Source organism: Gilliamella sp. WF3-4 (genome assembly GCF_001690275.1).
Lineage (GTDB): Bacteria > Pseudomonadota > Gammaproteobacteria > Enterobacterales > Orbaceae > Gilliamella > Gilliamella apicola_C.
Genome location: NZ_LZGW01000020.1, coordinates 29522 through 43389 on the forward strand (window position 1 = coordinate 29522; position 13868 = coordinate 43389).

Consider the following 13868-nt stretch of genomic DNA (forward strand, 5'->3'; position numbering starts at 1 on the left):
ATTAGAAGCCACCGCAAGTACGGTGGCTTAACGTTTAAAATACCTTATAAACTATAATACATTTCAAACTCAACTGGATGAGGAGTCATACGTACACGATCAACATCTTGACGTTTTAAATCAATGTATGCATCAATAGTATCATTAGTAAATACATTCCCTCGTGTTAAAAATTCACGATCCGCATCTAATGCATTAAGTGCTTCTTCAAGCGAACCTGCTACTTGAGGAATTAATTTAGATTCTTCTGGCGGTAAGTCGTATAAATTTTTGTCCATTGCATCACCAGGATGAATTTTATTGATAATGCCATCTAAACCAGCCATTAACTGCGCAGCAAAAGATAAGTATGGATTACCTGCTGGATCTGGGAAGCGAACTTCAATACGACGCGCTTTAGGACTGGTAACAACAGGAATACGAATTGATGCGGAACGGTTACGTGCAGAATAAGCAAGCATAACTGGCGCTTCATAACCAGGAACTAGGCGTTTATAAGAATTGGTTGCGGGATTTGTAAATGCATTAATCGCTTTAGCATGTTTGATAATACCGCCAATATAAAATAATGCCATTTCCGAAAGACCTGCATACTTATCCCCAGCAAATAAATTGACTCCATCTTTTGCTAACGATTGATGACAGTGCATACCAGATCCATTATCACCAAACATCGGTTTTGGCATAAATGTCGCGGTTTTACCATAAGCGTGTGCCACATTTTGTACTACATATTTATAGATTTGTACTTCATCAGCTTTTTTAGTTAACGTGTTAAAACGACAAGCAATTTCGTTTTGACCTGCTGTTGCAACTTCATGATGGTGAGCTTCAACCACTAAGCCAAGTTGCTCCATAATTAAGCACATCTCAGAGCGGATATCTTGTGATGAATCAACCGGTGGAAGTGGAAAATAACCGCCTTTAACACCTGGACGATGCCCTTTATTACCTTCATCATATTTAGTACCTGAGTTCCACGCCGCTTCAATATCATCAATATGCACAAAACTTCCTGACATTGGCGAGCCAAAACGAATATCATCAAATAAGAAAAATTCTGGTTCAGGCCCAAAAATAACAGTATCGGCAATACCTGATGATTTTAGATAATCTTCCGCACGTTTAGCGATTGAACGTGGATCGCGATCATAGCCTTGTAGCGTCGCTGGTTCTAAAACATCACAACGGAGATTTAATGTCACATCTTCGAAAAAAGGATCGATAACGGCTGTTGAAGCATCAGGCATTAATACCATGTCTGATTCATTAATCCCTTTCCAACCAGCAATTGATGAGCCATCAAACATTTTACCATCTTCAAAGAAATCAGCGTCAATTTGGCTAACAGGAATAGTAACGTGTTGTTCTTTACCTTTAGTATCGGTAAAACGTAAATCAACAAATTTAACATCATTTTGTTTAATTAGTGATAAAACTTTTTGTGTAGACATGTATCTTCTCCATTGAGGACAAATAATAATTATTCAGTTTTTAAGGTATTCTTACCAAGTTGCTATAGTGAATGCAAATTTAATGCCAATTTTTTAACTCTATTTTTAGTGGCTTTATAAGTAGCTATAGTAACATAAATATTACAGTTGCATCAAAACAATGCAATTAGCACCAAAATAATGCACAAAAATGGTCGTATAAAAAATTAAAATCAATTTTTATATCCTATATATCTTCTCGCAGTGCTTCAACGCTCAAATAAAAAGTTTTTTTATTCCAGTCATACTTAATCGTTTCTTCTGAACTAAATACCACTTTATACAGCATATGATCTTTAGGATTTACAAAAGATGTAGAAGGATAAACATCCGTGCCCAAATAACAGCAAATTAATTTAAGTTCACCTATTCCCATGGTGTTAGCTAAATACTGATGTGCTTGTTTTGCATATTTACCTTCAATTTTATAAATAACTTCAAGAGGTTTTCCTTGCCCTTCATCATTTTGTATGCAATCATTATGTTTGAAGAAATCAGGCGCATCTGCATCAAATTCACGCAAAAAATCACGACAAGTCAAATCAGGATCATAGTAATAGTGTGGGAAATATTCTGAATGTTTGATTTTTACGTTACGAAGTTTTGTTCTCTTTAACTCAGAAATTTGTTTATTAAATTGAGTTAATGCATGTGGATTATTAGGAAATAAAATGGCAAATAAGTCTGACTTTTGCTTTGCTGAAACATAATGACTATTTGAAACAATATCAACAAACATTAAATTCCACAATTTTTCTTGCTGATTCATATATTGTACTGCATTTACCTCACTAATCATCAAATCATGATTAAATCGATTAAAATCACGATAAGAATCATAATAAAGATCAATTGCCTTAAATACATCTTGCTTAGTGCCATATCCATTTATTATTAACCAAGCAAGAGTATTCTGTATGTAAAATCTTTTTGTAAAACTAAGATCTCTTTTCATCAATTTAGCATATTCAGCATAAGCTTGAAGATAATTACCATTTTCTAAATAATAATTAGCTAATAAAGATTCTGCTTCAATAGTTTGAGTATCAAATTTATTAGATTCATAATAATCATCAGCAAATACCTGAGGAATAATGGAAAATAAGACACACGCCAAAAAGATAAGCCATTTCAATTTCATTAGTCAATTCCTTAAAATTAAATAAATATAATTTATAAAATAGCAAGATTTTCTTATTGGTGCTGTATTTCAGTGCATAATATCGTTATAATCTCACCTTATATTGAAATGACTAGGTAATCATACAAATATGGACTTTATAACACTCGAAATACTACCTTTTGTAAAAAATCATCTTTTACTTTCTTTAGGTTGGATTGTTCTGTTTATTGCAATTATTGTGCTAACCATTAAAAGTAAACTATCTAAGGTTAAAATTATTAATAATGCTCAAGCAATCCATATGATCAATAAGCAAAATGCTGTTATCATTGATATTCGCTCTGCCGATAACTTTAAAAAAGGGCATATCACTGAATCTCACAATATTTTACCTATCGATATTAAAAATGCGAGTGCAAAAATAATTGAAAAATTTAAAGAAAGCATTGTTATTTTGGTTGATGAAAATGGTTTATCATCAACAGGTATAGGTGAAATACTTGTCAAACAAGGTTTCTTAAATGTCTTTACATTAAAAGACGGTATTGCCGGATGGAATGGCGAAAATTTACCACTCGTTAGAAAATAATATAATTTAAAAATAAGGTTTTATCATGACAGAACAAAACAATACGCAACAACCCGAAACACAGTTTGCAATTCAACGTATTTATACTAAAGATGTTTCATTTGAAACCAATAATGTTCCTGAAATTTTTACAAAACAGTGGCAACCAGACTTAAATATAGAATTAAATTCATCGTCACAAGTTTTAAGTGAAAATGTGTACGAAATTGCGTTACGCGTTACTGTGACGGTAAAGCAACAAGACGAAGTGGTGTATATTTGTGAAGTGACTCAAGCAGGTATTTTTTCACTTATTGGATTCGACGAAGGTCAAATTCAACATTGTGTTGGTGCTTATTGCCCAAATATTTTGTTCCCTTATGCTCGAGAAGTTGTGTCAAGCTTAGTTAATAAAGGCACGTTTCCTCAAGTAAATTTAGAGCCAGTAAATTTTGAGGCATTATTCATTAATTATCTTCAACAACAAGCTGAATCAACTGAAACATTGCAATAATTATTGTGTTTCAGACAATTAACAATAAGTTTATTGAGTTATTATGAAAAAAACTGCTGCAATAACAGTAATTGGCTCAGGCTCTTATGGAACCTCTTTAGCTATTTTACTGGCACGAAATGGGCATTCAACTTTATTATGGGGTCATAACCCAGATAAAATGACCATTTTGCAGCATGAAAGACAAAATAGACAATTTTTACCAGATATCCCATTTCCTGATCTGTTACAAATCGAAAGTGATTTAAAAATAGCGGTTTCAGCCGCTCCAATTTTACTTATTGTGGTACCTAGCCACGCTTTTGCAAGTATTCTGACTCAAATTAAACCATTTTTACGCCAAGATACTAAAATTGTCTGGGCAACAAAAGGGTTGGAAGTAGATACAGGCCGATTACTACAAGATGTAGCAAAAGAAATTTTGGGCGATAAAGTTCCATTAGCCGTGATTTCAGGGCCAACATTTGCTAAAGAGGTCGCATCTGGATTACCAACTGCGGTAACGGTTGCATCAACAGATGAACATTTTTTAAATCAATTGCAAACATTATTCCATTGCAGTAAAAGCTTCCGCGTTTATAGCAGCAAAGATTTTGTTGGTGTACAGCTTGGGGGGGCGATAAAAAATGTGATTGCCATTGGCGCTGGATTATCAGATGGACTTGGTTTCGGTGCTAATGCAAGAACTGCATTAATTACGCGTGGGCTTGCTGAAATGATGCGATTAGGTGCAGCATTAGGCGCAGATCCTGCAACCTTTATGGGAATGGCTGGACTTGGGGATCTGGTTTTAACCTGTACAGATAATCAATCTCGTAATCGTCGTTTTGGCATATTATTAGGACAAAATAAGTCTATTGAAGAAGCTCAAAATGCCATTGCCCAAGTTGTTGAAGGATGCAAAAACACAAAAGAAGTCTGGTTACTAGCCCAAAAATATCATATAGATATGCCAATTACTGAACAAATTTACCAAGTCCTTTATCAGCATAAAGATCCAAAACAAGCAGCCATGACATTACTTGGGCGCTCACAAAAAGAAGAGCTAAAAAGCTAGTTTTATACTTAAACACGCATCTATCTAAAAAACTTTTTGATAAAAAAATCGCATTCCAGCCCAAATATCAATTACTATAAATCCAGACCTATTCCTTTTTCTTTTGCTTTGAGGTAGATATCATAACCAATATACACATCTAGTACAGCCGTTCCGACCGTTTTAAATAGCGTAATTTGCTCCTCATTTTGTCGGCATTGTGTCGGATCGATGACTAAATCCCCCAACTCTAAAAAATCATCTTCTGATACCAGATTTTGTTTAATTGGGTCAATAATATCGCCAGCCTCTGCAAATACCCCCTCTTTAGTATCAAGCACACGAATATCGGCCTTTTCAACAATACTTTGAGGGATTTCATGCATTTGTGGAGTATAAGCACCAACACCATTTATATGCGTACCAGGCTTTACTTTATCACCATTAAATGTCACCACTTTTGATGTAGTAACAGAAGTAATAATATCAGCTAGGCTAATGTCTTCATCCAAATCCTGTGAAAAATAAAAATGAGTAGAATAATGATAAAAACGACATTTTACCTCATCAGTAAACCGCTTAGCTTTTTGTATATCAATATCAAAAATAGCCACATCTGTAAGCGGACGAACCGTTAACATTGCTTCTAATTGAGATATCGCTTGGCCACCTGTACCGATCAATACTGCACGACGAGCATCTTTACGAGCCAACAAATCCGTTGCCGCACCTTGAACAGCACCTGTTCGAAGCTGAGTAACAAAAGTACCGTCTAACAAGGCACAAACCTCACCAGTTTTTGGATCTAGCATTAACACTTGAGCAGGTACTGATGGTTTACCTAGCTTTGAATTATCAGGAAATACCGAGACAATCTTAATTCCTGCAATATCTTGATCCTTAATATGAGCAGGCATAAATAAACATTGACCTTTTTGCATATCAAAATTGATTCGCAGTGGTACATCACTATTTCCTTCAGTGTAGATTTTTAAAGCTTGTTTATCAGCAGCTACAGCATCTTTCATGGTATAAAATTTTTCAATATCTTTAGCCGTTAAAATCAGCATTTTTATTCCTTACTGGTTTTCCCAGATTTATTCTATGATTAGTATCTATTATCTAACTTTCAAGTCAATCATTCCAATTACTTTATAACAAAATGATTTATATAATAAAAACTAAGAATAATTACATCTCTTGTATATTTTATGCATTTTAACTATTATTACACAGTGCAATTTGGCACGCTAATAGAGAAATACGATGTTATTTAAAATATTAAAATTTTTCTTAAAGACTTTATTCCACGTCAAAATTCACGGTAATCTTGACAATTTAAAACAAAACAAGCTTCTTATTACACCTAACCATGTATCTTTTCTTGATGGTATTTTAATTGGTGTGTTTTTACCAATAAGACCCGTCTTTGCTATTTATGCAGGTTATATAAATCACTGGTTAGTCCGCTATGCAAAGCGTTACGTTGATTTTGTGCCAATGGATCCGCTTAGCCCAATGGCAATCAAGCGATTAGTACGCCAAGTTGAAAAAGGTCGCCCGATAGTTATCTTTCCCGAAGGAAGAATTACTGTCACTGGGTCATTAATGAAAATTTATGATGGTGCTGCTTTTGTTGCAGCCCGTTCTCAAGCAACGATAGTGCCCATCTGGATTGAAGGAGCTGAATTTACACTAACCAGCCGTTTAAAAGGGCTATTTAAGCGCCGTTTATTTCCTAAAATAACTATTCATGTACTTGAACCAACTTCTATTGCTATGCCTGATGCACCGAAGGCTAGCGAAAAACGTTATATTGCAGGAGAGAAACTTCATCAAATCATGATGAATGCCCGTATGGCAAGTCGCCCAAAATTAACGTTATTTGAAGCGCTACTTGAGGCTCAAGTTCGTTATGGTATTAAATCACGTATGGTGCAAGACCCCACAACTCACGAAGCATCTTATCGTAATTTGTTAAAACAAATCATAGGTATTAGCTGCATTATTACTAAAATTACCCAGAAAAAAGAACGTGTTGGCGTTTTATTACCTAACGCAACTATTACTGTTGCAACAATTTTTGGCTTATCGGTTAAAAATCGAATTCCAGCAATGCTCAATTATACCGCTGGCACCAAAGGGTTAATTTGTGCAATTACTGCGGCCGAAATCAAAACTATCATTACTTCACGCAAATTTATTCGCAAAGGAAAACTTGATTATCTCCTTGATGAAATAAAAGGTGTTAAATGGTGCTTCCTTGAAGATTTACGCCAAACTTTAACCCTTAAAGACAAACTTTATGTTTTAGTTCATCACTATATCCCACGCTTAGTTAAACATTCTCAAACTAGTGATGATGAAGCCCTAGTATTGTTTACATCTGGATCAGAAGGTAATCCTAAAGGTGTTGTTCATAGCCATGCTAGCTTGCTTGCTAATGTTGAACAAATCCGAACAGTTATTGATCCAACGCCTGCTGATCGTTTTATGTCTGCACTACCTCTATTCCATGCTTTTGGTATTACTGCTGGGTTATTTCTACCGTTGTTTTCTGGTAGCCGTACATTTTTATATCCAAATCCATTACATTATCGTATGGTGCCTGAAATTATTTATGACCAGAACTGTACCGTTTTATTTGGCACACCAACGTTCTTAGCAAACTATGCTCGTTACGCTCACCCATATGATTTTATGCGTTTACGTTATGTTGTTGCTGGAGCAGAAAAATTATCAGACGCAGTACGAGAACAGTGGAAAGATAAATATGGAATCCGTATTTTAGAGGGCTATGGCGTTACTGAATGCGCACCAGTTGTATCGCTGAATGTACCAATGGCATTTAAAACAGGTACCGTCGGGCGCTTATTGCCGGGTATGAGCTCAAGATTAATTCACGTTCCAGGCATTAGTGATGGCGGTAAATTGCAAGTTAAAGGCCCTAATGTGATGAAAGGCTATTTACGAGTTGAAAACCCTGGAGTACTTGAAGAGCCAATTGCAGTCGATGAACATGGGGAGTCTAAAAAAGGTTGGTATGATACTGGTGATATTGTTGCTATCGATAATGATGGGTTTATCAAAATTAAAGGACGCTTAAAACGGTTTGCCAAAATTGCGGGCGAAATGGTTTCACTAGAAAGTGTTGAGACTTTAGCAAAAAAAATTGACCCTGATGCAATGCACGGTGCGACAGTGAAAGCAGATGTTGCCAAAGGTGAAGCGATAGTTCTATTTACTACCTCGACAAAATTAGATCGAGAGCTACTTAATCAAGCAGCTCAAGAACTTGGTATACCAGCATTAGCTATTCCTCGTGATATTCGTGTGGTTAAAGAGTTACCCCTACTAGGTACAGGTAAAATTGATTTTATTGCCTTACGAAAGATGGCTGAAGAATAAGCTAAAGGGTGTTACATGAAACAACATTCACTATTAAATAAAGGCATGGTTGCTACCATGCTGGCACAATTTTTTTCAGCATTTGCTGATAATGCAATTTTTTTTGCTATTCTTGCTTTTATTAAAAAGTTGCACTACCCAGAATGGAGCCAATCGGTATTACAAATTAGTTTTGTGGTACCGTTTATCATCCTTTCGCCGTTTGTTGGGCAATTTGCTGACAGCATGCCAAAAGGCAAGGCCATGATGATTTCAAATAGCATAAAATTACTCGGTACCGCTTGTATTTGCTTAAACATCAGCCCCTTTGTCGGCTATTTTTTAGTTGGTATTGGTGCTGCCGCATACTCTCCAGCTAAATATGGAATTTTAGGCGAGCTTACCTCGGGCGATAATTTGATTAAAGCAAATGGGTTAATTGAAGCATCAACCATTGCCGCCATTTTACTAGGTTCACTAGCTGGTGGACATATTGCCGATCTTAATGTAAGCGCATCTTTACTTATTTGCGTACTACTATATGGGCTTGCGGTTATTGCTAACTTTTTTATTCCTAAATTACCTGTCGCACGACAAAATACTTCATGGAAACCCAATAGTATGGTAAAGGATTTTGCTAACACAGTTAAAATCATCTTTACGAATAAACTTCTTTCATTGACATTATTAGGCACTAGTCTGTTTTGGGGAGCGGGTGTTACTTTACGGTTTTTGTTGATTAGTTGGGTTCCTGCTGTTTTAAATATTCATGACAATGCAACACCAACAAATCTCAATGCGATTGTTGCTATCGGCATTGTTATTGGTGCAGGATTAGCAAGTACATTTATATCAATTAACAACACGTTACGTTGCATCCCTGCGGGTATCATGATGGGAATTGCTGTAATCGCTTTTACATTACAAAGTAATATAATTTCATCTTATATTTTGCTTATTGCCATTGGCGCGCTAGGCGGCCTGTTTTTAGTACCATTAAACGCTTTTATTCAGAAAATAGGTAAAGGATTAGTGGGAGCTGGCAGTGTAATTTCTGTGCAGAATTTAATTGAGTATACCTCGATGATGGTCATGTTAGGGGGTTATACATTAGCAGTTGCGCTGAATTTGTCCGTTATTGCTATAGGTGTTGGCTTTGGTAGCTTATTTGCTATCGTAATATTTTTGTTATGGTTAAGGTTAAGAAAGTATGCAACAAATTAATCTTTTAGGAATGGTAACCGAAAGTCGCAATCCAAACAGTGAAAATATTGATAGCTGTTCAACGCTTGAAATACTTAAAATTATCAATAATGAAGATAAGCAAGTAGCACTAGCAGTTGAAAAAGAACTCGCCAATATTAGCTTAGCTGTTGATGCAATTAGTCAAGCTTTTTTAAATCAAGGTCGATTAATTTATATCGGTGCTGGCACTTCAGGGCGATTAGGCATTTTAGATGCAAGTGAATGCCCACCGACATACGGCACATCGCCAGAACAAGTCATTGGATTAATAGCTGGTGGTCAGCCGGCTATTCTTAAGGCAGTTGAAAATGCTGAAGATAACCCTGAGTTGGCAACTAATGATCTTAAAAAAATTAATTTTAATTCAAATGACATTTTAGTCGGCATTGCCGCTAGTGGGCGCACACCTTATGTTATAGGCGGTATGCAATATGCTAAATCAATCGGCTCAACAGTGATTAGTTTATGTTGTAACCCAAAATCCCCAATGATTAAATTAGCTAATATCGCCATTACCCCAATTGTCGGTGCTGAAGTGATTACTGGCTCATCAAGAATGAAAGCTGGCACTGCACAAAAATTAGTACTCAACATGTTAACAACAGCAAGCATGATAAAACAAGGTAAAGTTTATGGAAACTTAATGGTTGATGTTGAGGCAACTAATGCCAAACTTATTGAACGACAAATATCTATTGTTACCCAAGCAACCACTTGCTGCCGTGAAGAAGCAATTACCGCATTGGCTAAAAGTAACGGGCATTGTAAAACCGCTATTTTGATGATTCTTTCGGGGTTAAATGCAGAGCAGGCGAAGAAAAAACTAACCCAAGCCCATGGTTTTATTCGCCAAGCCCTACAAACAACCTAACCTTGCATTGATGAGCAATAAAAAATTTAAGTTTTCTCTCAAAATGTGATGAGCACATATGTCTTAACTTATTTTGTGGTGTAAACTAACCCAATATTTTCATTATATAGACTTTTATATTATGTCATTAATATAAAATTTGGAGGAAAAGCTATGGTTGGAATTCTCCTAGCAACTCATGGTGAGTTTGCAGAAGGTATTTTACAATCAGGATCGATGATATTTGGCGAGCAAGATAATGTTAAAGCCGTTACCTTGCATCCAAGTGATAGTCCTGAAAGTTTAAAAGAAAGGATGCTTGAAGCAATAGCAACATTTGATAATCAAAGTGAAGTGCTGTTTTTAGTGGATTTATGGGGTGGAACACCATTTAATCAAGCTAACAATTTATGTGGAGAACATGATAATTGGGCTATTGTGGCGGGTTTAAACTTACCAATGTTAATTGAAGCCTATTCTTCCCGTTTTTCAATGGAAACAGCCAAAGAAATCGCTACCGCAATTATTGAACCAAGTAAAGAAGGCGTTCGAACAACTGTCAAAATACAAGAGCAAACCGCTACCAATGCGAAAACTGCAAATACGATTCCTGAAGGAACAGTAATTGGTGAGGGTAAAATGAAAATCGTTTTAGCTCGGGTTGATTCGCGCCTATTACATGGGCAAGTTGCAACAGCATGGACAAAATCAACCAATCCTAACCGTATTATTGTTGTCTCTGATTCCGTTGCAAAAGATGAATTAAGAAAAAAACTTATTCAAGAAGCTGCACCGCCTGGCGTTAAGGCAAATGTTGTGCCAATTAAAAAGATTATCGAAGTAGCACACGATCCGCGTTTTGGTAATACCAAAGCATTACTTTTATTTGAAAATCCACAAGATGTACTTCGAACCATAGACGGCGGTGTTGATATTGATACTCTTAATATCGGTTCAATGGCGCATTCGGTAGGTAAAGTCATGGTTAATAAAGTATTGTCAATGAATGCTGACGATGTTGATACATTTGAAAAATTAAAAGCTAAAAACGTGAAATTTGATGTTCGCAAAGTCCCCAATGATTCTAACAGTAATATGGACGAATTATTGCAAAAAGCGAAAGCAGAATTAGCTCAGCAAAAGAATTAGTTTATTTAAGAGGTTATATTATGACATTATCCATTATTGCTATCATTTTAGTGATAGTTATTGCCTTCTTAGCTGGTATGGAAGGTATTTTAGATCAGTTTCAATTTCATCAACCGTTAGTTGCTTGCTCTTTGATTGGTCTTGTCACAGGGAATTTAGAGGCTGGTATTGTGCTGGGAGGCTCATTACAGATGATTGCTTTGGGTTGGGCCAATATCGGGGCAGCGGTAGCACCTGATGCAGCATTGGCAGCCGTTGCTTCATCGATTATTTTAGTGTTAGGCGGGCAAGGTGTCGCTGGTGTATCTACTGCTATAGCCGTTGCTATCCCACTTGCAGTAGCCGGTTTATTCTTAACTATGATTGTACGAACAATTGCCGTTCCTTTAGTGCATATGATGGATGCTGCAGCAACTGAAGGCAATATTCGAAAAATTGAATGGTTACAAATTTTAGGTATTTGTTTACAAGGTTTACGTATCGCTATACCTGCTGCGGCTTTATTATTCATCCCAGCAGAAACTGTTAGGGCGACATTAAATGCAATGCCTGAATGGTTAACAACTGGTATGGCCATTGGTGGTGGTATGGTTGTTGCTGTCGGCTATGCAATGGTGATTAATATGATGGCTAATCGTGAAGTATGGCCTTTTTTCATTATCGGGTTTGTCGTTGCTGCGATATCGCAATTAACACTAATTGCACTTGGTGCTTTAGGCTTCGCATTAGCATTGATTTATCTTAATCTTTCAGAACGAGGCAATTCATCAAATGGTGGTAGCAAAGGTGATCCACTTGATGATATTTTAAATGATTACTAGGCCTGGAGAAAAATATGACAAATAGAATTCAATTAAGTAAGAAAGATCGTTTAGCCGTTGCTTGGCGTTCAACTTTTCTCCAAGGATCTTGGAATTACGAACGGATGCAAAATGGTGGTTGGGTGTATTCCATGATCCCCGCTATAAAAAAATTATATTCAACTAAAGAAGATCGTGCTGCAGCACTTAAACGGCACTTGGAGTTTTTTAATACACACCCTTATTTAGCTTCTCCAGTTCTTGGAGTAACGCTTGCTCTTGAAGAAGAAAGAGCCAATGGTGCAGCGGTTGATGATGTAGCCATTCAAGGGGTTAAAGTGGGTATGATGGGACCATTAGCCGGCGTAGGTGATCCTGTATTTTGGTTTACCGTAAGACCAATGCTAGGTGCGCTTGGTGCCTCGCTTGCGTTAAGCGGTAATATCATGGGACCTATTTTATTCTTCTTACTCTGGAATATTATTCGTTGGAGCTTTATGTGGTATACACAAGAATTTGGTTATAGAACGGGGTCGAAAATTACCGATAATTTATCAGGCGGGTTACTACAAAAAATTACTAAAGGCGCATCTATTTTAGGCATGTTTGTGCTTGCTGCATTAGTGCAACGATGGGTATCAATAAAATTCCAACCAATTGTATCTATCGTCAAACTAGACAAGGGTGCATTTATTGATTGGAATACATTACCAATCGGTGCAGAAGGTATTCAAAAAGCGTTACTTCAAATGCAAAGCGGATTATCGCTAACTCAAGAAAAGATTACTACTTTACAAAATAACTTAGATCAGTTGATACCGGGATTAGTTCCTTTACTGTTGACCTTCTTTTGTATGTGGTTATTACGTAAAAAAATATCGCCAATTATCATCATTATGGGCTTATTTATAGTGGGTATTATTGGTCATGTCATTGGCCTTTTATAAGTATATAAATTTGCTAAAATATTCAAGAAAAATATAAATCGTTAGAATAAAATTATATTTTTTATTAAATATCCTTTTTATCACCTTAAGTGGTAAAAAGGATGGCCTTATTAGTGTGCGAAAAATGGATATCAAAAAATGGTTCAGTCCTTAAATACTAAAATAGACTTAACGATTAAAGCCACTTCTTTTACTGGATTTACCGAATATGGCAATATAATAGTTGGTGACAAAGCTTTTGAATTCTATCATCAACATGACCCACGTAAATATATCCAAATCCCTTGGGATGAGGTTGATTATGTCGTCGCATCTGTGCTATTTGGTGGAAAATGGATACCACGCTATTCAGTTGAAACGAAGAAAAATGGTACTTTTACCTTTGCATCTAAAGAGCCTAAAAAAGTGCTAAGAGCGATCCGTGGTTATGTTGACGGGCAGAAGATGGTTCGTTCACTTGGTTTTTTTGATGTTTTAAAACGCGCTTTATTTCATAAAAAATAGTGGCGACAGATGATAAATGCGTGTAAATAGCCCCTAAAAAAAGTATACTTTTTTGTAATAATTACTAATTTTGGCTTAATGTAAATGAATGGTAATTAGTATTATTTTATCTACTCTTTTCTCATTTTGCTTTAGTCTTGCATATTCCCCCACCCACCGTCAATAAAGAGTCATTGCACTTTTTGCTAGAAAGGGTATAATTCTGGGGCTTTGATTTTGTCCATGTTGGACAGAAAAAAGATTATTTTTTTA

General features: G+C 36.1%; 12 protein-coding genes and 2 pseudogenes. 11 read left to right on the forward strand and 3 right to left on the reverse strand.

Annotated features, from left to right (window positions below; genetic code table 11):
• Nucleotides 1-44: 44 nt before the first annotated feature.
• Nucleotides 45-1454 (reverse strand): glutamate--ammonia ligase, encoded by a 1410-nt coding sequence (gene glnA / locus A9G47_RS05070; protein ID WP_065566349.1) that lies wholly within the window; start codon nucleotides 1452-1454, stop codon nucleotides 45-47.
• A 226-nt stretch (nucleotides 1455-1680) separates the two neighbouring features.
• The gene (locus A9G47_RS05075; RefSeq protein ID WP_065642347.1) at nucleotides 1681-2634 is read right to left on the reverse strand and encodes a DUF4952 domain-containing protein; all 954 of its coding nucleotides are present in this window, start codon (nucleotides 2632-2634) and stop codon (nucleotides 1681-1683) included.
• 130 nt (nucleotides 2635-2764) lie between these two features.
• Here A9G47_RS05075 and A9G47_RS05080 point away from each other — a divergent pair, with 130 nt between their 5' ends.
• Genes A9G47_RS05080 through gpsA form a run of 3 tightly spaced genes read left to right on the forward strand, consistent with a single transcriptional unit; the run spans nucleotide 2765 to nucleotide 4755 of the window.
• Complete coding sequence (locus A9G47_RS05080; RefSeq protein ID WP_065580687.1) at nucleotides 2765-3205, forward strand: rhodanese-like domain-containing protein; 441 nt, start codon at nucleotides 2765-2767, stop codon at nucleotides 3203-3205.
• Nucleotides 3206-3230: 25 nt separating this feature from the next.
• Nucleotides 3231-3698 carry a protein-export chaperone SecB gene (secB, locus tag A9G47_RS05085; protein ID WP_065642348.1) on the forward strand — a complete coding sequence of 156 codons (468 nt, stop codon included), beginning with the start codon at nucleotides 3231-3233 and terminating at the stop codon, nucleotides 3696-3698.
• Nucleotides 3699-3738: 40 nt separating this feature from the next.
• Nucleotides 3739-4755 (forward strand): NAD(P)H-dependent glycerol-3-phosphate dehydrogenase, encoded by a 1017-nt coding sequence (gene gpsA / locus A9G47_RS05090; protein ID WP_176700658.1) that lies wholly within the window; start codon nucleotides 3739-3741, stop codon nucleotides 4753-4755.
• Nucleotides 4756-4829: 74 nt separating this feature from the next.
• Here the strand turns inward: gpsA and A9G47_RS05095 are convergent, their stop codons facing one another.
• Nucleotides 4830-5804: an ornithine cyclodeaminase family protein gene (locus A9G47_RS05095; protein ID WP_065642349.1), complete on the reverse strand. Its 975-nt coding sequence runs from the start codon at nucleotides 5802-5804 to the stop codon at nucleotides 4830-4832.
• Nucleotides 5805-6000: 196 nt separating this feature from the next.
• Here A9G47_RS05095 and aas point away from each other — a divergent pair, with 196 nt between their 5' ends.
• From aas to A9G47_RS05130, 8 genes and pseudogenes are all read left to right on the forward strand, one after another.
• Nucleotides 6001-8142, forward strand: a complete 2142-nt coding sequence (gene aas, locus A9G47_RS05100; protein WP_065566343.1) for a bifunctional acyl-ACP--phospholipid O-acyltransferase/long-chain-fatty-acid--ACP ligase — start codon at nucleotides 6001-6003, stop codon at nucleotides 8140-8142.
• A gap of 15 nt (nucleotides 8143-8157) precedes the next feature.
• Nucleotides 8158-9345, forward strand: a complete 1188-nt coding sequence (gene lplT / locus A9G47_RS05105) for a lysophospholipid transporter LplT (protein ID WP_065566342.1) — start codon at nucleotides 8158-8160, stop codon at nucleotides 9343-9345.
• Nucleotides 9332-10237, forward strand: coding sequence for an N-acetylmuramic acid 6-phosphate etherase (gene murQ / locus A9G47_RS05110; protein WP_065642350.1), 906 nt, complete (start codon nucleotides 9332-9334; stop codon nucleotides 10235-10237). The genes lplT and murQ overlap by 14 nt, the downstream gene beginning before the upstream one ends.
• 153 nt (nucleotides 10238-10390) lie before the next feature.
• A pseudogene (locus A9G47_RS14880) lies at nucleotides 10391-10766 on the forward strand (PTS sugar transporter subunit IIA); the annotation flags it as partial.
• Nucleotides 10767-10822: 56 nt separating this feature from the next.
• Nucleotides 10823-11365, forward strand: a pseudogene (locus A9G47_RS14885) (PTS system mannose/fructose/N-acetylgalactosamine-transporter subunit IIB); the annotation flags it as partial.
• A 20-nt stretch (nucleotides 11366-11385) separates the two neighbouring features.
• Nucleotides 11386-12186, forward strand: coding sequence for a PTS mannose/fructose/sorbose transporter subunit IIC (locus A9G47_RS05120; RefSeq protein ID WP_065580682.1), 801 nt, complete (start codon nucleotides 11386-11388; stop codon nucleotides 12184-12186).
• Nucleotides 12187-12200: 14 nt separating this feature from the next.
• Nucleotides 12201-13112, forward strand: coding sequence for a PTS system mannose/fructose/sorbose family transporter subunit IID (locus tag A9G47_RS05125; RefSeq protein WP_065580681.1), 912 nt, complete (start codon nucleotides 12201-12203; stop codon nucleotides 13110-13112).
• A 138-nt stretch (nucleotides 13113-13250) separates the two neighbouring features.
• Nucleotides 13251-13616, forward strand: coding sequence for a DUF956 family protein (locus A9G47_RS05130; protein ID WP_065579565.1), 366 nt, complete (start codon nucleotides 13251-13253; stop codon nucleotides 13614-13616).
• The last annotated feature ends 252 nt before the right edge of the window (nucleotides 13617-13868 follow it).